The organism is Carnobacterium divergens (assembly GCF_900258435.1).
Classification (GTDB): domain Bacteria; phylum Bacillota; class Bacilli; order Lactobacillales; family Carnobacteriaceae; genus Carnobacterium; species Carnobacterium divergens_A.
On the sequence record NZ_LT992558.1, the window covers coordinates 1,243,020 to 1,264,770 of the forward strand.

Annotated in this window: 18 protein-coding genes; 12 read left to right on the forward strand and 6 right to left on the reverse strand. The window is 34.8% G+C overall.

Going from position 1 to position 21,751, the window contains the following annotated elements; translation table 11 throughout:
• The first annotated feature begins 288 nt into the window (after positions 1-288).
• From CDIMF43_RS06385 to CDIMF43_RS06405, 5 genes are all read left to right on the forward strand, one after another.
• Positions 289-2,415, forward strand: a complete 2,127-nt coding sequence (locus CDIMF43_RS06385) for a PBP1A family penicillin-binding protein (RefSeq protein ID WP_109841519.1) — start codon at positions 289-291, stop codon at positions 2,413-2,415.
• A gap of 102 nt (positions 2,416-2,517) precedes the next feature.
• A complete protein-coding gene (locus CDIMF43_RS06390) occupies positions 2,518-2,865 on the forward strand; it encodes a YlbF/YmcA family competence regulator (RefSeq protein WP_074403047.1) in 348 nt (115 codons plus the stop codon).
• A gap of 125 nt (positions 2,866-2,990) precedes the next feature.
• Complete coding sequence (locus tag CDIMF43_RS06395; protein ID WP_109841520.1) at positions 2,991-4,232, forward strand: metallophosphoesterase family protein; 1,242 nt, start codon at positions 2,991-2,993, stop codon at positions 4,230-4,232.
• Entirely contained in the window at positions 4,222-7,029 is a 2,808-nt protein-coding gene (locus CDIMF43_RS06400; RefSeq protein WP_162532920.1) for an ATP-binding protein, read from the forward strand. The genes CDIMF43_RS06395 and CDIMF43_RS06400 overlap by 11 nt, the downstream gene beginning before the upstream one ends.
• 39 nt (positions 7,030-7,068) lie before the next feature.
• Complete coding sequence (locus CDIMF43_RS06405) at positions 7,069-8,031, forward strand: 3'-5' exoribonuclease YhaM family protein (RefSeq protein ID WP_109841522.1); 963 nt, start codon at positions 7,069-7,071, stop codon at positions 8,029-8,031.
• A gap of 36 nt (positions 8,032-8,067) precedes the next feature.
• On the opposite strand, the gene CDIMF43_RS06410 is transcribed toward CDIMF43_RS06405, so the two are convergent.
• The 4 genes from CDIMF43_RS06410 to CDIMF43_RS06425 all read right to left on the reverse strand — a co-directional run bounded on the left by CDIMF43_RS06410 (position 8,068) and on the right by CDIMF43_RS06425 (position 11,036).
• A complete protein-coding gene (locus tag CDIMF43_RS06410) occupies positions 8,068-8,991 on the reverse strand; it encodes a peptidylprolyl isomerase (protein WP_074403043.1) in 924 nt (307 codons plus the stop codon).
• A 153-nt stretch (positions 8,992-9,144) separates the two neighbouring features.
• A complete protein-coding gene (locus tag CDIMF43_RS06415; protein WP_082985786.1) occupies positions 9,145-10,032 on the reverse strand; it encodes a peptidylprolyl isomerase in 888 nt (295 codons plus the stop codon).
• Between the two features lie 197 nt (positions 10,033-10,229).
• Positions 10,230-10,604, reverse strand: a complete 375-nt coding sequence (locus CDIMF43_RS06420; RefSeq protein ID WP_109841523.1) for a YtxH domain-containing protein — start codon at positions 10,602-10,604, stop codon at positions 10,230-10,232.
• A gap of 3 nt (positions 10,605-10,607) precedes the next feature.
• Positions 10,608-11,036, reverse strand: a complete 429-nt coding sequence (locus CDIMF43_RS06425; protein ID WP_074403040.1) for an HIT family protein — start codon at positions 11,034-11,036, stop codon at positions 10,608-10,610.
• A gap of 170 nt (positions 11,037-11,206) precedes the next feature.
• Here CDIMF43_RS06425 and CDIMF43_RS06430 point away from each other — a divergent pair, with 170 nt between their 5' ends.
• A complete protein-coding gene (locus CDIMF43_RS06430) occupies positions 11,207-11,941 on the forward strand; it encodes an ABC transporter ATP-binding protein (RefSeq protein WP_109841524.1) in 735 nt (244 codons plus the stop codon).
• Complete coding sequence (locus tag CDIMF43_RS06435; RefSeq protein ID WP_109841525.1) at positions 11,942-13,174, forward strand: ABC transporter permease; 1,233 nt, start codon at positions 11,942-11,944, stop codon at positions 13,172-13,174.
• A 105-nt stretch (positions 13,175-13,279) separates the two neighbouring features.
• Here the strand turns inward: CDIMF43_RS06435 and CDIMF43_RS06440 are convergent, their stop codons facing one another.
• Positions 13,280-14,725, reverse strand: a complete 1,446-nt coding sequence (locus CDIMF43_RS06440) for a glycoside hydrolase family 1 protein (RefSeq protein WP_109841526.1) — start codon at positions 14,723-14,725, stop codon at positions 13,280-13,282.
• A gap of 142 nt (positions 14,726-14,867) precedes the next feature.
• Between CDIMF43_RS06440 and CDIMF43_RS06445 the strand changes: the two genes are divergently transcribed.
• The 5 genes from CDIMF43_RS06445 to trmB all read left to right on the forward strand — a co-directional run bounded on the left by CDIMF43_RS06445 (position 14,868) and on the right by trmB (position 20,198).
• Complete coding sequence (locus CDIMF43_RS06445) at positions 14,868-15,836, forward strand: LacI family DNA-binding transcriptional regulator (RefSeq protein WP_074403037.1); 969 nt, start codon at positions 14,868-14,870, stop codon at positions 15,834-15,836.
• Positions 15,837-15,941: 105 nt separating this feature from the next.
• Positions 15,942-16,802: a D-amino-acid transaminase gene (dat, locus tag CDIMF43_RS06450; RefSeq protein WP_074403036.1), complete on the forward strand. Its 861-nt coding sequence runs from the start codon at positions 15,942-15,944 to the stop codon at positions 16,800-16,802.
• A 218-nt stretch (positions 16,803-17,020) separates the two neighbouring features.
• Complete coding sequence (locus tag CDIMF43_RS06455) at positions 17,021-18,454, forward strand: MDR family MFS transporter (protein ID WP_074403035.1); 1,434 nt, start codon at positions 17,021-17,023, stop codon at positions 18,452-18,454.
• Positions 18,455-18,680: 226 nt separating this feature from the next.
• A complete protein-coding gene (locus tag CDIMF43_RS06460) occupies positions 18,681-19,472 on the forward strand; it encodes a phosphotransferase family protein (RefSeq protein WP_074403034.1) in 792 nt (263 codons plus the stop codon).
• Between the two features lie 81 nt (positions 19,473-19,553).
• Entirely contained in the window at positions 19,554-20,198 is a 645-nt protein-coding gene (gene trmB / locus CDIMF43_RS06465; RefSeq protein ID WP_074403033.1) for a tRNA (guanosine(46)-N7)-methyltransferase TrmB, read from the forward strand.
• Positions 20,199-20,599: 401 nt separating this feature from the next.
• On the opposite strand, the gene CDIMF43_RS06470 is transcribed toward trmB, so the two are convergent.
• Entirely contained in the window at positions 20,600-21,730 is a 1,131-nt protein-coding gene (locus tag CDIMF43_RS06470) for an FtsW/RodA/SpoVE family cell cycle protein (RefSeq protein ID WP_109841527.1), read from the reverse strand.
• Positions 21,731-21,751 lie beyond the last annotated feature (21 nt).

Here is a 21,751-nt window from a genome sequence, read left to right on the forward strand (position 1 = left end):
AAATAGATGAAATGTAGTTAGTTTTTCTGTCCCAAGGGGCTCACCTCACGTTTCTAGTTTAAATTAGGAAAGAGCAAAATTTGCAAGAAACTTAAGAAACTCTTTAAGCTAATTTTACTCCGTTACGATAGAATTATAAAGTAAAATCTAAAAAATACCAATAGTTAGCTTAAAAAGACCTCTCCAACTTGAGATGTATTTATAATTGAAGAGATGTTTGGTAGAATAAGAAAGAGTTTAAAATCGAACAAGAATACTAAATTTAGAACATATAAAGGATGAACAAACATGAATGAACCGACTTTTTTTGAAAAGTTAAAACAAGGGCTAGCAGTTTTTTGGAAATGGCTAAAACCCTATTTAATTAAAATCCATCATACAAGAAAACGTATTTGGAAAAAGTACCATATTCATAAAATATTTTTGTTGGCATTATTAGTTGTAGTATTAGTAACGAGCATTTATTTGCTTTATTTAGCGAAGTCAGCAAATGTAGAATCCTTAAAAGCAGGTTTAGAGCAGACGACTAAAGTTTATGATGAAAAAGGGGAAGAAGCAGGCAGCCTCTATGCTCAAAAAGGCAGTTTCGTTACGTTAGATAAGATTGCGCCTGCCATTCAAGATGCTGTTATTTCAACAGAAGACAAACGATTTTATCAACATGGCGGATTTGATGTGCGAGGAATTGCCAGAGCAGCGGTTGGGTATGTAGTAAATCGAGGAAACGTTGTGGGTGGGGGAAGTACCTTGACGCAACAATTGGCAAAAAATGCTTTCTTATCTCAAAATCAAACATTGACCAGAAAAGCACAAGAACTTTTTCTAGCTGTTGAAATTGAAAAAAAATACAGCAAACAAGATATTTTAGAAATGTATTTAAATAATGCCTACTTTGGAAATGGTGTGTGGGGTGTGGAAGATGCTGCTCAAAAATATTACGGCAAACATGCTTCTGAAATCACAACAACTGAAGCAGCTTCAATTGCGGCTATTTTAAAATCACCAAGTTACTACAATCCAATTGATCATATGGATCATTCAATTGAACGTCGAAATTTGATTTTAGACCTAATGGCAGACAATCAAAAAATAACTAAAGAAGAAGCAACAGAAGCTAAAAATTTACCATTATTGTTGGAAGATACTTACAATCCCACTGATGGTTATCGCTATAAATATTATTTTGATGCAGTGATTGATGAAGCAGTGAACAAGTATGACCTAAAAGAAGAAGACATTATGAACAAAGGGTATAAAATATACACCGCTTTAAATCAAGACTATCAGCAAAAAATGGAGTTAACCTATCAAAATAACAACTTGTTCCAATATTCAGCAGATGGGACCCTTGTTCAAAGTGGTTCAGTTGCAATGAATCCTAAAAATGGTGGCGTTTATGCCTTAGTTGGAGGTCGAGGAGAACACGTCTTTAGAGGGTACAACCGGGCCACTCAAATTCGAGTACAGCCAGGTTCAATCATGAAACCATTAGCTGTATACACACCGGCTTTGGAATCAGGGTATAAAATAGATTCTATGTTAAAAGACGAGAAAGATTCTTATGGATCTGACCATTACACACCGCAAAATTACAACGATGTTTATTTAGGGGAGGTTCCAATGTATCAAGCTGTAGCCAACAGCATCAACGCACCCGCAGTCTGGTTACTAGATGAAATCGGCGTAGACAAAGGCTATAATAAGGTAGAAAAATTTGGGATTCCATTAACTGAAGATGACCGTTACCTAGGATTAGCGTTAGGAGGACTGACAAAAGGAGTCTCACCTCTTCAAATGGCCAGCGCTTATACAACCTTTGCAAATGAAGGCAAGCGCGCAGACGGCCATTTAATCACCAAAATCGTAGATGCAACAGGAGCGATAGTCGCTGACAATCAAGACCCTAAAATGACAACTGTGACAACCCCAGAAGTTGCTAAAGACATGACGAGTATGCTGATGGGTGTCTTTAACGATGGAACAGGTCAAAATGCTTTGCCAAATGGGTATACCATTGCCGGGAAAACAGGAAGCACTGAATTAACCTTTGGCGAAAAAAATGGCACAAAAGATCAATGGATTGTAGGATATACTCCTGATATCGTTCTTTCAACATGGATTGGATACGATAAAACAGATGAAGAGCATTACTTGCAAGGGCTAAGCGAAGAAGGCGTTGCGCCCCTCTTTAGATCAGAAATGGCGAACATTTTGCCACTGACGCCACTGACTAAGTTTAATACTGAAAGTGCTCAAAATATAGTAACCGAAGAAAACAAAGGTTCTGTTGATAAATGGAAAGATGAGTTTGATAAAGGAGCAAAATATTGGGGCGATAAATTTAAAGAAGGATCTTCTTACCTTAAAGAAAAGTCGGGAAATCTGTTTAATAAATTTAAAGAAAAGCTAAACTAAAAATTTCATGAAAAAACGTTTTAGAATAGATTAAATAGGTCAGAAATGTTATAGTTAATAGGAGAAAAAACAAACAATTTCATTTAGAGGAGTGTTCAATCAGTGAGCAATAACATTTACGATACAGCAAACCAACTTGAAAAAGATTTAAGAGAAACAGATGCATATGTAGCTTTAAAAGTGGCATATGATGCAGTCAAAGCAAATCCAGAAGCAAACGAAATGTTTCAAGAATTTCAAGGGATTCAAGTGAAATTACAACAAAAACAAATGTCTGGTGAAGAGATTCTAGAAGAAGAAATTAAAGAAGCTCAAGAAATGGCGATGAAAACTGGAGAAAACGATACAATCAAGAACTTAATGGAAGCAGAACAAAAATTAAGCTTATTGATTGACGATATTAACCGTATTATCATGTCTCCAATCCAAGAATTATACCAAGGTCAATAATCAATTGAAAAATTCACTATTGCGTCAGTGATAGTGAATTTTTTTTAAAAGAAAACCGAACACCTGTTTATTTTTCCAGTGCATTCTGTTAAAATAAAACAATCATTTAAGAAAGGGTGAATCAAGTGGTTCAATTTATACATGGTGCTGACTTGCATTTAGATAGCCCTTTTATCGGGTTAAAAACAGTGCCTGATTTTTTGTGGGAAAAAATTTACCAATCCACCTTTACTGCATTAACAAATTTAGTAAATCATGCCATTGAAAAACAAGTTGATTTTGTATTGCTGGCAGGAGATATTTATGATAGTGATGATCGAAGTGTCAAAGCACAAGCCTTTTTAAAAACAGAAATGGAGCGATTAAACCAAGCTGAGATCCCAGTTTTTATTTGTCATGGGAATCATGATTACATAGAAAATAGTGGGTTGCATTTAAAGATGCCAGAAAATGTTGAATTGTTTAGTGAAACAGTCGAAACGAAATGGTTGACGACAAAAAACGGAGAACGCATAGCAGTGAGTAGTTTCAGTTACAACAGTAGATGGATGACGAAACGCATGATTACAGAATATCCTAAAAAGCATGAGACGGCAGATTTTCATATTGGAATGTTACATGGTTTTTCAGAAGGATTGGAAACAAGTCACGGACACTATGCACCCTTTACAATCAACGAGTTAAAGAGCAAAGGGTACGATTATTGGGCATTAGGACATATTCATACAAGACAAGTATTAGCAACACAACCTCCAATCCTTTATGCTGGAAATACGCAAGGCAGAAGCAGTAAAGAAACTGGCATCAAAGGGTGTGAATTAGTCACCCTAACATTAGGGGAATCATCAATTGAAACACTAGAAACTCAAGATATCCAATGGGAAACGTTCGAAATATCATTAGCTAAACAGTCAACATTGGATGACGTGTATCGGAAAATTAAAGAGACAATTGAAATAAAAGAAGGCAGTCAAAAAAATTATTTATTAACCATTGAGTTGGTGGATACAAAAGACTTATTGCCAAACGTCTTAAAGAAGATAATCCAAGGAGAATTGCTAGAAGCCTTGCAACAAATTTCAGCTACAGAACCTTTTATTTGGGTAAATCAACTAAAAATACAAAAAAGAGCGACAGAAGATACCACTGAAAAAATGTTTATTATGGAAGAGTGGCTTCATGGGATTGAAGAATTGTCAAAAGAGAACCAATTTAATCAATCCACCAATAGCTTATTTGATTTTGCGTTAATTGAAGATTTATTGGAATCAAGAGATGAGGATTATCGTTCTAGAATTATGAAGCAAAGTTTAATGGAAATTAGTGCAGAATTAACGAATGAAAGCAGGGATAACCATGAAAATTAAAGAAATTACAATTTATGGTTATGGCAAATGGGTAGATCAACGATTTGATTCTCTAGCAGATTTACAGATTTTTTATGGGAAAAATGAAGCTGGAAAGTCAACGTTAATGGCCTTTATTCACAGTGTATTATTTGGTTTTCCTACCAAACAAAGTTCTGAATTGCGCTATGAACCCAGAAAAGGCAGTCGCTACGGTGGTCGTTTGCGGATTGTCACAAGACAATATGGCGAACTTGATATTGAACGAATTAAAGGCAAAGGAAACGGCAAACTTACGTTGACCAAAATAGACGGAACTAAACTGCCAGAAACGGTTTTAAATGAATTGGTAAGCGGCATCGATAAAGCAACCTATCAAGCGTTATTTTCCTTTAATTTGTTAGAATTACAAAAAATCAGTCAACTAAATCAAGAAAAATTAAATCGCTATTTTTTAAGTATAGGAACGATGGGAAATGAACGCTATTTAAAAATTGCTGACCGCTTTAAGCAAGAAGCCAGTAAGCTTTACAAGCAAACTGGAAGAGTCCCTGAGATCAATAAAAAAATAGTTGAAATTAGAAAAAAAGAAAAGCAGCTCAAAACAGTAAAGGCACAAAATAATCAGTACAACCAACTAGTCAATCAAAAACTAGAATTAGAACAAAGCATCAATCAACTAAGAACAAAACAGCAAACAATTGAAACCCATCTTGAAAAATTGAATGAATTAACGAATAACTGGCAATATTTTGTAGAAATGAAAGCTATTCAAAAACAAATTAGCGAAGCTCAGTTAAAGAAATTGCCCGAAGATGGACTTTATCAGTTGCAACATTTTAACCAAGAATTGCAGCAAATCAAAAATGAAACGATAAAAAAAGAAGAACAATTAAGTTCGTTAACAAAGGAATTAGCTCCTTCCAAAGAACTAGATTTTTATGAAACGCATAATAAAAATCTGACTAAACTGTTAGAAACGATTCCAACTATAGAAGCATATTTAGTAAAAGAGCAGCAAGCGAACCAGAAAAACGAACAACTTTTTCAGCAAATTCAACAAGAATATCGTTATTTAAACTTAGCAATAGACACTCCTATCCCACTTAAACTAAGTAACGAGCAATTAGAAAAACTAAGAGAATTACAAGTCCGACAAGATTTTTATACAAAAGAGCAACAATCATTATCCGAAAAGCATCAACAGTTAAACTTTGAAAACAATGCTTTAAATCAGCAACTAGATCAAGTGGAGCGACTACTCTGGGAAAATCAACAATTTCAACAGGTAGAAGAATTTTATTCAGTCAACAACGCTCAACGGCAACCGGCTCAGCCAACAACCCTCTCATTTACTACTATTTTCATGCAACTAGTGGGTTTTATCTCAATAGGACTTGGATTTATCTCTAGTCGCTTTTTTATCTTATTCGGCCTGGCATTGATTGCTGTCAGTGGGTATCGAGTTCTTTCGCTAAAAGAAAAAAAGAAAAAAAGCACACTAGATGCACCAGCTTACTCATATGAGGAATTTATTCGTCAACAAGAACTTCGAAAACAGTGGCGAGAACTACTTGCAAAATCAGATGAGGTAACGATTTCAGTAAATCAAGTCACTCAAAAACTTGAAGAAATGACGGTTGAAAAACAGGGAGTTCTTTTGGAAATCAATCAAGTACAATCCCAATGGCAGTTGCCAAAACAATATGCAATTACTGATTTTTTATCAGAATCTGATCCATTTGAATTGATTCGACAATTAAAAAATGAATTTACAGAAAATCAACGGATAATACAAGTAATCAATGATCAGTTTCAAGTGTGGTTAAAGAAAGCGGAATTTCTTAAATCCGTTGTTGTAGCAGATTGGAATCATGTATCAGCTGTTCTGATTGGAATTAAGCATCTAGTAAAAGCAATCGAAGGAGAACTTGAACATCAAAATAAGGTAAAAGCAACCATTGAAGAATTGAATCAAGAAAAATCAGATTGGTTGAAGAAGAAAAAAATCTACCAAAAAAAAAGAATAGATCTATTTCAACTTGTTTATGTACAAGATGAAGAGTCTTTTCGTAAAAAGTTTTTGTTAAACGATCAATTAAAAAGTAAAAAAGCCAGAGTCGCATTATTAGAAAATCAAATTGCAATCAACCAAGAATTGCTCGAAACGTTTAGAGATGAACAAGAATTACAAGATGCGATTCAAGAACAAAAACAAGAGCTATCCCAACAAAAAATAACGATTGAAGAAATGATTAATCAAAAAATTCAATGTGAAGTTGCACTGAAAAATTTAGAAGAAGGCGGACAGTATTCGGTATTGTTGCAAGAATTTGCCAATTTAAAATCAGACCTACAAGATTTAGTAGATAAATGGAGTAGTTACCAAATTGCAGCTGATTTAATTGAACGATCCTTAACCTACGCAAAAAAAGACCGTCTCCCTCAAACGCTTCAAGATGCAACAACGTATTTTAAATTGTTAACAAATGAAAACTACCATCGCATTCTTTTAAGCGAAAATCAAATTCAAGTCCAGCATCACGAAGGCCTTATTTTTGATGTCAGTGAATTAAGTCAAGGAACAGCCGAGCAACTTTATATTGCGTTGCGTTTTGCATTTATTAAAAATGCTGCTGATTTAATTCAAATGCCCATTTTGATTGATGATGGTTTTGTTAATTTTGATTTTGACCGTCAAGAACAGATGTTGAAGCTGATTCAAAAAATGAGTGAGAGCAATCAGGTTCTTTATTTCACATGTGATAAAAAAATTCAAGATGTATTCCCTAAAGAACAGGTGAAAGTGTTACAATAGAGGTAACGAACTAAAATGAGATAAGAGAGTGGGAGATGTATGGACAAAAAAATATACGATTACAATGTTGACGATGCCGTTGATCTTTTTTTATTGATTAAGGGAGCCGATATCCGTATCGCAAAAAACGGCAAAAAATTTATTGCTTTTACTTTCCAAGATAAAAGTGGACAGATTGATGGGAAATATTGGGATGCTTCCGAAGAGGACATTGCAGCCTTTACCGCTGGAAAGGTGATTAAAGTTTCTGGAAAACGAGAACTTTATCAAGGAAATCCACAATTGAAGCTCTTTAAACTTCGACTAGCAAGTGACAGCGAGCCTCACGCACCAGAACTTTATATGGAGCGGGCGCCAATAAAAAAAGAAGATATTGCCGAAGAAATAAATAGTACTTTATTTGAAATTACTAATGCAAATATGCAAAGGGTGGTACGTTATTTATTAAATCAATATCAAACGGAATTTTTCCAATTTCCAGCTGCCAAAAAACACCATCATGCTTACATGGGAGGTTTGTCTTTTCATACGGTATCAATGTTGCGTCTTGCCAAAGTAATTGCTGGGCAATATGAAGAAATAAATAAAGCTTTGTTGTATTCAGGAGTTATTTTACATGACCTTGGAAAAGTAATGGAATTATCTGGAGCCATCTCAACAGAGTACACCCTCGAAGGGAATTTGATTGGCCATATTGTAATCGTCGATGAAGAAATTACAAAGGCTTGTCTGGCTCTAAAAATTGATGATAAGAATGAAGATATTATTTTATTAAAGCATATGATTTTATCTCATCATGGACAGTTAGATTATGGTTCGCCTGTTCGACCTCGTTTACGAGAAGCTGAGATTTTACATCAAATTGATAACATGGATGCTTCTATTAACATGTTAAATTCGGCTTTGAATCGTACGGAACCAGGAACCTTTACAGAACGTATTTTTGGAATGGATAATCGGACGTTTTATAAACCAAAAGAATCAACTGAGTTAGGGGAATAAAAAAAGAAACGTGCATCGGCACGTTTCTTTTTTTTATTATTTAGTTGACTCTTTTTTGTCAGTTGACTCTTTTTTAGTAGTACTTTCTTTTTTGTCAGATGATTTTCCAGTATAACTGTCCATTACATCTTTTAAATCTTCATCTTTGATTTTCACATCTGCTTTTTTAACAAGTTTAGCAAGAACAGATTGAATGTATTCATTGTCTTTTAATTTTGCGTCAAGCATTGCTGTTTCTAACTCTTTTTTATGATCTTTCATGTTTCCTTTTTCAGGATTTTTGATCATTTTAATGATGTGGTAACCATTTTGACCTTGAACGGGTTCAGCAGTTACTTCGCCATCTTTAAGTTTTGCTGCAGCTGCAACGAAAGCTGGGTCGTATCCTGTTGTAGCATCGAACTCAGGTAATTTTCCACCGTCTTCTTTAGAGCCAGTGTCTAATGAATTTTCTTTTGCTAGGGTATCAAAATCTTCACCAGCATTGATTTTAGCAATTAAATCTTTTGCTGCTGCTTCGTCTGCTACTAAAATGTGTTGAGCTGTCATTTTAGGAGTCCAGTCTTCCCAAGCTTTTTTGTAATCATCATCGGTGAATTTTGTATTTGCTTTAACTGCTGCTTCAACTAATAGATTCATACGAATGGTATCTTTGTATGATTTTTCTGTTAAGTTTGCTTGTTTTAGCAATGTATCAAATTGTTCGCCATAACTTTTCTTTTGTTTGTCGAATTCTGCATTGATTTTCTTATCTGTTACATCTTTTCCATAATTTTCTTCTAAAACATCTTTTAAGATTAATTTTTGAAGAGCAGCAGGGCCAGCTGTTTCTTTCATTGATTCGTATAAATCGTCTTGTGTTACTTTGCCACCTTTAGTAGTAGCTACCGTACTGTTTGAACAACCTGCGATTGTGATGACTGCAAGTACAGCGACACAAGAAAGCATAAATTTCTTCATTTGAACACGTCCATTTCATTTTATAATTGCGAAGCACTTCATTAAATATAGCATAATTCAATCTAGATTTAAAAGGAAAACCCCAATCTAATATTCTTACTATTACGTTAAAAAGAGAATAAGTATGAAAAAAGCTTATTCTCTTAGTGAACCTTATTTTGTAGAAGTAGTATTAGTGGCTGGTTCTAAAATTGAAGCGACAGCATTTTTCATATCTTTATCTTCGATTTGAACGTTTGCTTTTTTGATGACTTTAGCTAAGATTGGTTGTAATTGAGCTTGGTCAGCTACGATTTCATCAATTATTTGTTCTTTCAATTCTTTTTTATGATCTTCCCATTTGCCTTTTCCTGGGTTTTTGGTCATTTTTAGAATCGTATAGCCAGTTTGACCTTGAACAGCTTCTTTTGTGTATTCGCCATCTTTAAGTTTACTTGCTGCTGCTACAAGAGTTGCATCAAGACCAGTAGAATTGTCGAAGTTTTCAATTTTGCCTTCTTTGTCTTTCGTTGTTGTATCTGTTGAATATTCTTTAACTAATTTTGTGAAGTCTTCGCCAGCATCTAATTTAGCAATAACTTCTTTTGCTTTCTCTTCATCAGCGACAACGATTTGTTGAGCTGACATTTTAGGAACCCAAGTTTTGAACGCTTCTTTATAGTCAGCGTCTTTAAGTTTTTTCTGATCAGCAGCTGCTGCTTTTAAAAGAGCTCTTGTACGAGATGTTTCTTTAAAGTCACTTTCAGTGATATTGCTTTGTTGAAGGGCTGCAGCAAATTGATCGCCAAGTTGTTTTTTCGTTTTATTGAATTCAGCTTCACCGTCTTTTTTAGAAACTTTATCGCCGTATTGGTCTTCCAAAGCAGTTGAAATTAACATTTCACGAAGGGTTGCTTCACCGTATTTCCCTTTCATTTTGTTGTATAATTCCTCTTGTTTAATTTTACCAGACGTCGTTGAAGCAACGGTTTTGTCTCCTGAACAACCAGCAATAGTGACAGCTAATAGTAAGGCTGCACCTGCAATCATTAATTTTTTCATTTTCTTCATTCCTCTCAAAATTGATTGTTTACATTTTTAAGTAAAACGTACCTTACTTAATATAACATATCTATATACAAAAAAGTTTACAAATTTAAAGAGTTCCGTATAAAATCAAGATAAAGTCACAAAAAAATCATATTTAACGAGGAAAATAAAAACACAAGTTGTCTAAGGACAACTTGTGTTAGAAATCGTTATTCTTTTGTAGCGAGTTCTTCTAAATCAGGCATCAATTCAGAAAATTCTTCTAAGTCAGCAGTTAATTTAGTTGCTTTTTCTTCGATTCGACGCATACGCGGTTCATTTTGAAGCGTAAACTCTTCTACAGACTCAGTCATCTCTTCGGTAAATTCATTTAAGAGAGCGAGTCCTTCTGTACTCAATTCAGTGACAGCACCTTTCAAGGAATGAATGCTATTTGAAACGTCTTCAACTAACAAGGTTGTGTCTTCAATATAACTTAATGCTAGATCACGATTTTCTTTCCCAGAACGAGGGGTAGCAAGTAAAGCTGAGACTCCACCGACAATGGAACCAAAAAGTAATCCTTTAAAAAATGGATGTGCCATTTGTTAATCCTCCAATTCATGTTGAATAGTTGCTGCAATTTCAGCTAATTTTTCAGGTGGGTATTTTTTCATATTGTTGCCAAAGTGCATAGTAAAATCATCTTTTTTGCCATAGCGAGGAATTAAATGAAAGTGTGAATGGAAAACAGACTGATAGGCCATCTCACGATTATTGTTAATAATATTCATTCCTTGAATAGCAGGATTTGATTTTTCAATACCACGAGCGATTTTTGGGATACGACTAAAAACAGTTTGAGCTAAGATTTCATCGTATTCAAAAATATCGGTTACGTGTTTTTTGGGAATCACCAAGGTATGGCCAGGAGTGACTTGTGTGATGTCTAAAAAGGCTAATACATCGTCATCTTCATATACTACATGACTTGGAATTTCATGATTAATGATTTTACAAAAAACGCAATCGTTCATTTAACTTAACCTTCTTTCTTTGTTCGAAAATGTGTCATTTTGATAGTTTAAATGTATCATAAAAATGATTGAAAGTGAAACGCTAATGCTGAAAAAATAGAAAAATCAACCGACAGAAGTCATGCTATGATATACTAGGATAGAATAAGCAAACGGGAGGATTTACTATAATGAGTTTAAAAGTAACGAATGTAACAGGGGGTTACAGCCAAATACCTGTTTTAAAAGATATCTCATTTGAGGTAGGCAAAGGAAAATTAATCGGCTTAATTGGGTTGAATGGTGCCGGTAAGAGTACAGCGATTAAACATATCATTGGCTTGATGTCTCCGACAAAAGGATCCATTTCGATTGACGAGTTGACAGTGGAGGAGGATACAGAGAATTATCGAAAGAAATTTGCATTTATTCCTGAAACGCCTGTTTTATATGATGAATTGACCTTGAAAGAGCATATTGAATTAACCGCAATGGCGTATGACGTGCCGACAGATATTGCTTTTGAAAGAGCGAGCAAGTTATTAAAAACGTTTCGTTTAGAAAATAAATTAGAATGGTTTCCAGCTCATTTTTCAAAAGGAATGAAGCAGAAAGTCATGATTTTATGTGCTTTTTTGGTAGAACCTAGTTTGTATATTATCGATGAGCCTTTTTTAGGTTTAGACCCATTAGGAATCAATGCTTTATTAGAATTAATGAATGAGATGAAAGCGCAAGGAGCTTCTATTCTAATGTCAACGCATATTTTGGCAACTGCTGAAAGACAGTGTGATGGGTTTATCTTGCTTCATAATGGCGAAGTGAAAGCAGAGGGGACCTTAGAAGAAATTCGTGGAAGTTTTAATATGCCAGAAGCCACTTTAGATGAAATTTACATCCAATTAACTAAAGAAGAGGACAAATAGATGAACATGATTGAAATTTGGAAAAACCGAGTTCGTTTACATCAAAAGAAAATGATGCGTTATATGAAGTATGTCTTTAATGACCATTTTGTTTTAGTCTGTTTGTTTTTAATGGGTGCATTAGGTTATGCATACTCTAATTTTTTAAAAAGCTTAACCGGAGATTTTATTTGGAGTCGGCCTATTGTGTTAGTTGTTTTTGTGTTATTGATTCTAACAGGAAAGTTAGCAACCTTGATTCAACCGGCAGATGCTGTATTTTTATTGCCAAAAGAAGAGCAGATGAAGGGCTATTTCAAAGGAGCGAAAATGTATAGTAGCTTATTGCCAAGTTTTATCATTGTATTAATAACAGCCTTTTTAATGCCATTATTAGTAGCCACAACAACTCTTACTTTCTTCGATATGGTTTATTTTATCGTAATGTTGCTAATGTTGAAAAACTGGGAATTAGAGTTACAAATTTATGCGTTAAAAGTAAGTCAAAAGAAAGAGCGACAAATGCTTACGCTTATTAAAGTAGCAACAGTCGCCCTTATTAGCGGGATTTCTTTGTTTAGTTATCCAATAATCGGTGTGGTATTAGCGATTTTATTAGTTGTGGGAAGTAAAAATGTGCTTAGTAAAAAGGGGAATCATCAAGTGTATCAATGGGAATGGATGGTTTCAAGCGAACAACAACGAATGCACCGCATCTATCAATTTATTAATTTATTTACAGATATTCCTTCATTAAAAGGAAAAATTAGACGTCGCAAATATTTAGATGGATTTTTAAAAGGCATTAAACCAGTTCATCAAAAAACATTTGACTACCTCTATGCTCGAACGTTTTTACGAGGAACGGAGTACAGTGGCTTGTTCATCCGATTGACGGGTATTGTGGCTATTTTGATTGTAGTCACCCATTCATTTTACGTTGGACTGTTCTTAGCTGTTATTTTTATTTACTTAACGGGCTTTCAACTAGTGCCTCTTTATTTTCACTATGACAATATGGCATTGACGAATTTATATCCTGTTAAAGAAAAAGAAAAATTAGCTGCACTAAAGCGTTTATTGAGGATGATTTTATTTGGTCAATCAGTGATAATTTTCATTGCGAGTTTAGCAGTTCTTTCCATCTCTGAAAGTTTATTAATGGGAATTGTGGCTCTTGGGTTTAGTGTAGTATTTTGCCAAGTATACTTGCCAAGCAGAATTAAAAAGATGACCCTTGCAAAACGTTATTAAAAAAAAAATCTTGCTCTTTCTATGAATGAAAGAAGCAAGGTTCTTTTTTAGGAACAAAATAAAACAGCCCTCACATATTATTAAAGTGAGGGCTGTTTTGATTGATTAAGCTAAGTCAGAGCCATTAGTTTCAATGACTTTTTTATACCAATTAAAGGATTTCTTCTCATAACGATTTCCAGAGCCTTCAATATTGTCGTCAAGATCAACGTAAATGAATCCGTAACGTTTAGACATCTCACCTGTAGAAGCGCTGACTAAGTCAATACAGCCCCAAGGAGTGTAGCCCATTAAATCAACTCCATCACCAATAGCTTCACCCATTGCTTCAATATGACTTCTTAGATAGTCGATGCGATAGTCATCTTCAACAAAATTATTTTCATCAAGCACGTCTTTTGCTCCTAAGCCATTTTCAACGATGAACAATGGTTTTTGATAACGCCCATATAATTCATTTAAAGCCAAACGCAAGCCAAGTGGATCAATTTGCCAGCCCCATTCAGAAGCTTCTAAGAAAGGATTGCTAACGCCAGACAATAAATTTCCTTCAGATTTTGCCATAACGTCTTCGTCAGTCGTCACAACAGTAGACATATAGTAGCTAAACCCAACATAATCGACAGGATAAGCTTTTAATAACGCTAAATCACCATCATGAATATCTAAAGTAACATTTTCTTCTTTCCAGATACGTTTGGCGTAATGAGGATATTCCCCTTTGGCTTGAACGTCTGCACAATAAAAATTAAAGGCTTGATTGTACTCTAAAGCTTTTAAATGATTGATTGGATTTGAGTCGTAAGCATATGTGGTTGCATAAATAATCATACAGCCAACCTTTAAATCAGGATTTAAGTCATGAGCAATTTTGACCGCCTTACTACTTGCTAAAAATTGATGGTGCAATCCTTGATAAATGGTTTGCTTGCTACCTGCGCCAGTTTTCATTACCAAGCCTTGACTCATCACTGGGAAATGCAACGCACTATTAATTTCGTTAAATGTCATCCAATAGTTTACTTTTGTATGGTAACGCTCTAAAACAACTTTTGCATAACGCTCATAAAAATCAACTAATTTACGATTTCCCCAACCACCGTATTCTTTAGCTAAGTGTAACGGCATTTCATAATGAGAAATTGTCACAACAGGTTCAATTCCGTATTTTAAGCATTCATCAAAAACGTTATCATAAAAGGCTAAACCAGCTTCGTTAGGTGTGGTCTCATCCCCATTTGGAAAAATACGCGACCAGGCAATAGATAAGCGGTAGACTTTGAAGCCCATTTTAGCAAATAACGCGATATCTTCTTTGTAACGGTGATAATGATCGATTCCTTTATGGTTTGGGTAGACATATTTAGATTCATCAAGCTCAAAATTAAAGTCAGGACTGGCTACAATTTTGAAACGATCTTTTCCACCAGGTAAGGCATCTGCAACAGACAAGCCTCTGCCATCTTCCAAATAAGCGCCTTCCAGCTGATTGGCTGCCGTAGCACCACCCCATAAGAAGTTTTTAGGAAAAATAGATTTTGTATTAGACATAAAAAACACCCCAATTCATTTATTTCTCTTAGCATAAACTATGAGATGCATCCCATGTCAAATAAAAATAAAATCTTCTCTGAAATTCCAGTTAAATAATGCTACAATATGTAATGAATCGAACAAAAAGGAGTGAGCTAGCATGTCGAATATTAATGAAATTGCAAAGCTAGCTGAGGTTTCAAGATCAACTGTTTCACGAGTGATTTCCAATAATGGCTATGTAAAAGAAGAAACTAGAAAAAAAGTTCAAAAAATTATTGACGAACTTGATTACACACCCAATCAAAATGCCATTTATTTAAAAAACGGTGAGACGAAAAATATTGGCATTGTATCACCAGATTTTTCAGATGTATTAACCATTTTTTTGAGTAGCTTTGCAACGGTTGCAAAAAAATATGGCTATCAAGTGACGTTACTTTTAACCGATTACGATAAAAAAAGTGAAGTAGAAGCATTTCAAAAACTAAAGCAAAAACAAATCGATGGTATTTTTCATATTGTCCGTTCAAACGAATGGGAAGTGCTTGAAAAATACAGAAAATATGGACCTATTGTGACGTGGCAAAGAGTTCAATCAACAAAAATTGACACTATTTTTATGGATCATTATGAAGGGTTCAAATTAGGGCTGTATCATTTGTACAAAAAAGGTCATCGTAAAATCAAACCTTTTTTTGGCATTGAAAAAAGTCTCAATACAGTCGCACGAGTAAACGCTTGGTACGATTTCTGTCTTGAAAAGCAACTTGATCCTAAGCTAGAGGATATTGTTTATGATTTGCATAGCTCAAATGATGGGAGAAAAATTGCTCAATGGTGGGTAAAGGAAACAACGCCTCCAACAGCCATTTTATTTCCAACAGATAATGTAGCGGTGGGCTTTTTAGCAGAAGCTAGAGAATTAGAAATTGCCGTTCCTAATCAAGTCGCTGTTATAGGATTTGACAATACTTTTATTTCTGAACTATTTAATTTAACAACCATTGATTACCCTATGCACTTACAAGCAGAAAATGCTTTTTTTAAACTGTACAATCAATTAAAACATAAAGAATTGCCATTGCATAAGCTTGAATTTAAATTAATTGAACGCGGTACCACTTAAAAGTTTAAGATTTTTTGAATTTTCAGATAAATGACGTGCGTTGCAGGTTAATTTTTGATATGATAACTTCAAAATAGATGAATGTGTAACGAGAGGAGACTAATTATGAAAGTCTTATGGGATGATAAAATAGTAGATCGCAATGAAGTGGAAATTGATATGGAAGATAGAGGCTACCAATTTGGTGATGGGTTATATGAAGTCATTAGAGCCTATAATGGCACTTTTTTTACAGCTGACGAACATATTGACCGTCTCTTTACAGGAGCTAAAAAAATTGACTTAGTCCTTCCCTTCACTAAAAATGAATTAAAAGAACGCCTATACAAACTAATGAGAGAAAATGAAATTGAAACAGGCAACATTTATTTTCAAGTAACAAGAGGGATTGCGATTCCAAGAGACCATTCTTACCCGGATCCAACAAAAGTACCCGCTGTTTTTACAGCATCAACTACCAAAGTCCCAAGGGATCAAGCAAAAATGGATCGCGGTATTTCAGTGATTACATTGCCTGATATGCGTTGGTTGCACTGTGACATTAAATCAATTAGTTTACTTGGAAATGTAATGGCTAAGCATGAAGCCCACAAAGTTGGAGCAGAAGAAGCAATACAGCATCGTGAGGGGATTGTCACTGAAGGGGCTTCGACAAATATGTGGATGGTCAAAGATGGTGTCATTTATACTCATCCAGATGGCAATTTAGTGTTACCAGGAATCACTAAAATTGTCTTATTAGATGTAGCAAGAAAAGCAGGTATTCCAGTTAAAGAAGAAGCCTTTACATTAGAACAATTGAAAAATGCGGATGAAGTCTTTTCATCAAGTACAACGATTGAAGCAATGCCAATTATTGAAATTGATGGCGTTAAAGTGAATGATGGCAAACGAGGACCTGTTGTGAAGCAACTTCAAGATTTGTATGTAAAAGCAGTTGAAGACGTTTGTGGGAAAGTTCGATAAATATCTAACTATTGATTGCATGAGAAATTTATGATACGATTATAAAAGTAAACAAGGCGCTAGCTCTATCCAGAGTAGCGTCTTTTGTGATGTGGAAGTTTGATTATTTCTAACTAGTCCAATAAAGGTTCGTTGAAATTCTAAAAAAACAGTCGGTATTTTAAAGCTGTTTAATTAAAATCTACATCGCAAATCAAATGATGATTGGAGGAATCGATGTGGAACATGAACATCAAAAATCTCATATTGTAACGATTTTAGGCGTTATTATTATGGGGACATTTGTAACAATATTAAATCAAACCTTGATGAGCACAGCGCTTCCAAGTATTATGAAAGAATTTTCAATTACAGCAGTAGGTGGTCAATGGTTGACGACGTCTTATATGCTGATTAATGGGATTATGATTCCCATTACAGCTTACTTAGTGGAACGATTTACAACAAGGCAGCTTTACTTATTTGCCATGATTTGTTTTACAATAGGAACATTAATTGCAGCAACATCTAGTGTCTATTGGGTATTGATTGGTGGAAGAATGATTCAAGCAATTGGTGCTGGAATTGTCTTACCATTACAAACGATTGTGGTTCTGTATATGTTTCCAATTGAAAAAAGAGGTTCGGCAATGGGATTAATTGGACTTGCGATGAACTTCGCGCCAGCAATTGGTCCTACCTTTTCCGGTTGGGTTGTTCAAAATTACAGTTGGAATATGCTTTTTTACTTTATTTTGCCTTTTGCAATTCTTGATGTGGTGGTAGCTTACTTTGTCTTGAAAAATGTGAGTGAGGTTGGAAAACCACGTTTAGACTGGTTAAGTGTCGTCTACTCCACATTAGGATTTGGTGGCTTGCTATTTGGTTTCAGCAATGCCGCTTCTCATGATTTCTTTAGCATCAATGTTGGAGGTGTCCTTTTAGTTGGAATTGCATCGATTTTATTATTAATTAAACGCTGCAATGCTTCAGAGCATCCTTTGCTTAATTTTAAAGTATTTAAATTCCGTGGTTTTAGACTAAATGTAATGATTTCCTTTATTATTTTAGCTGGAATGTATGGTGGAATTATTTTATTTCCAATTTACTTCCAAAGTATTCGTGGGTTTGATCCTATGAAATCAGGGATGATTTTACTACCAGGTTCTATCGTTATCGCGGTGATGAGTCCAATTACTGGACGTTTATTTGATCGATATGGTGGGAAAATACTAGCTGTTACAGGACTGTTTCTAATAACCGTTACGACGTTTATGATTGGAAGGTTAACCCTAACGTCTTCTATTTCAACTATTATAGGAATTCAATTGGTTCGATCACTAGGCATTGCTTTAACCTTGATGCCACTTCAAACAGGAGCCTTTAATGCGGTTCCCTTATCAATGGCAGGACATGCAAGCGCGATGTTTAATACTCAACGGCAATTAGCGGGTTCGATGGGAACGGCACTATTTGTTGTTATCATGATGATGGTATCAAATAGTGCAGCTGCATTAAATCAAGGAAGTCCGCAATTGGCTTCGTTAAGCGGCTTCCAAGCAGTCTTTTTCGTAGTCGGAATTTTTTCATTAATTGGTTTAATACTCAGCATATTTGTTCGAGATGAAGTACCAAAATCAAAAGTAAAAATTGTCCAAGAGAATACAAAATAAATGAAATTCGTTAAAATCAGCTTAGAAAAACACACTTTTTAGAGATGAAAATGTGAGTTTTTAAGCTTTTTTTATTTTTTTTGGTAAAACAGTGTATATATGCTTGACGTAGAAGCAGAAGCAACCTAAAATAAGGAGTGAATAGAATGATAGATGTCTTTTTGATGTCTATCATTTTTGGCTCTAGTAGGTTAAGTTCGTTAATTTAAGTTAGGGAATGATTAAGATGGATTTTGAAATAGATACAGGATGGAAATTGCTTCCGGTTGGTGGAGATACTGGCCAAGCATATATGGGAATTAGAGCAGAAGAAAAGCTTTTTTTGAAGCGAAATTCTTCGCCTTTTTTAGCTGCACTTTCTGTTGAAGGTATTACCCCTAGACTTGTTTGGACGAAACGCATCGGTAATGGAGATGTTTTAACGGCTCAAGAATGGTTAAATGGACGTACCTTAGCAAGTGAAGAGATGTCCTCACCAAGCGTTGCAAAATTATTATATAAAATTCACCATTCAGAGACATTGCGTAAAATGCTGTATCGTGTTGGTGGAGAAGAAGTATCACCAGAAAAATTGCTGCGTTCCTATAAAATGTCGTTGCCACATGATTTAGCCATTCATCCGTTGTTAAAAGAAATTTTAGCGAAATTAACTCATGAAGTGACCCAAATGGAATCTGTTAAACCACAAGTATGTCATGGAGATATTTACCGTAAAAATTGGTTGCTTTCTGATGAAAATCGTTTGTATTTAGTTGACTGGGATATGGCTGTTTTAGCTGATCCAGCGATGGATTTAAGCATGTTATTGTGTCAATATGTACCTAAAGAAAACTGGCAAGAATGGCTAGAAAATTATGGGACTATTGTGACCGATGAAGTCATCAAACGAATTGAATGGTATGCACTTATTAATTTTTTACAACAAACAAAACGTCATCATTATCAATCGCGTTTTCATGAAATGAATCAGGATATTTTAACATTACAAGAAATTTATCAAAGCACTAAAGAAGCTTAGCAATAGAATTCTCTTCTTTTACAGAAGAGAATTCTGTTTTTTAACTTACTAATAATTATAGAAGCGAAAGAGGAGAATAGAATGCGTTTAAGAAATAAACCAGGGGCACCTGCAAAGATTGCAAATTATCCCCAATACGTGGTAGATACCCCAGAAAAATGGCAAGGACGTTGGCAAGAACGCTTTGGCAATGCGAATCCTATCCATATTGAAGTTGGGACAGGAAAAGGACGTTTTGTTACTGAAATGGCAAAATTACATCCAGAAATCAACTATATTGGAATCGAATTGCAAATGAGTGTTGTCGTTGTAGCGCTTGATAAATTAATTGCCGAAGACTTACCAAACTTACAATTACTTCACGTAAACGGTGGAGCATTGACACAATATTTTGCAAAAGGTGAAGTGAGTCAAGTGTACTTGAATTTTTCAGATCCATGGCCTAAAACAAAACATGAAAAACGTCGATTGATGTATCATGATTTCTTAGCAGGGTATGAAGAAATCTTGATTCCACAAGGTGAAATTCATTTTAAAACAGATAATCAAGGGTTATTCGAATATTCTCTTCATAGTTTTTCAAAATACGGCATGTTGATTGAAAAAGTGTGGTTGAATTTACATGAAAGTGATTTTGAAGGCAATGTAATGACGGAGTATGAAGAAAAATTTTCAAATCGTGGACAACGGATTTATCGAGTTGTAGCGAGCTTTCCTAAAAAATAAAAGTTCCATTTTAAACTGGCAAAAGAGAACCTTATCTTTTGCCAGTTTTTTTAAAAATAAAAAAACAAGCCCTATTAAATGGCTTGCTAAACTATAGTTACAAAGGAGGAGTGTGGTTGTTACTAAAACTGAAAAAATAGCCATGGCATTGTTTTCTCATTTTGATAGGATTCTATCTGCTGGTAAATTTTATATTCTATGGTAGTAGAATGTTGCCTTAAAAAGTTCATCCCTTGTTTCTTTTTGCAAGTGATGCATTTATTTTTATTGGAGGTTATCAAGTTTGCCAGTTCTTTATGGTTCAAGAAATAAGTTCATTTTCCCGACTGATAATGAATGTGTTTATTTCGATTGTATCAGCTGTTATTTTAATGATACGGCACTAGTTTAAGCAATACAAACTAGTCAGTTACTTGTCGAAAAGTATCACTGACATTTAAAATCAATCCAATTGCGAGAGAAGAAATAATTAAACTAGAGCCACCATAACTTACAAATGGTAAAGTGACGCCACTAATAGGCAGCCAACCTGTTACGCCTCCAATATTGATGCAACTTTGAATCAAAAACATCATTCCCACGCCGATACATAGCAAGGAAGCAAAAGGATCTTTCAAAATGATGCCTAGGTAAAATATCCATAAAATTAAACTGAACAGTAAGGTCAAAATCATAATGATTCCTAGGAGACCAAGCTCTTCTCCAATTACAGCTAAAATAAAATCAGTATGTGGTTCAGGTAGGTAGCCCGTCTTTTGGACACTTTTCCCTAAACCAACACCAAGCAATCCGCCACGATCTAAGGCATAGTAGGAATTGATTAATTGATGTCCAGCGCCGTTTTCCAATTCAAAAGGTGACCAGAAAGCTTTAAAACGATCAAACCGATACGAGGACATGCCAATTACAGAAGTTCCGTAACGGCTGACTAAAAAAATGTAACCGGATAAAACCGAAGTGATAAAAAGTGAACTTAGCAGGCCTAGATAAAAAGGAATCCCCGATGCAAAAACTTGGACTAAGACAATGCCCGCTAAAATCAAAACACTACCTGTATCAGGTTGAAGAAAAAGGAGCATCCCAACCAAGCTTAAAACAATTAAAGGAGCCCAAACAACTTGCACCCAATTTTCTGTCAGTTGCTTTTGTTTTTTTGAAAGAATAAAAGCCGTGTACCAAATTAAAATAATTTTAGCTAATTCAACAGGTTGAATGTTAAAAAAGCCAATATTAATCCAACGACTTGCGCCGTTTATTTTACCCGTCAAAAGAACAATACCGAGTAGTACAAACATTCCAGCAAGAAGACCCTTTAGTAAACTTGGATGAACTAGCAAGGATTTTTTTAATCTACTTACGAAAAAAAGTGAAAAAATACCAATCAGTGCGTAGATTCCTTGATTTCTAAAATAAGTAATACTACTGCCTGTATTTGATTGTGCGCTATCGCTACTTGCTGAATAAACCATTAAAATTCCAAAGCAAAGCAGCAAAAAATAAACCAATAAGAAGAAACAATTTGTTTTTTTCATATAAACCTCCTATAACGACGA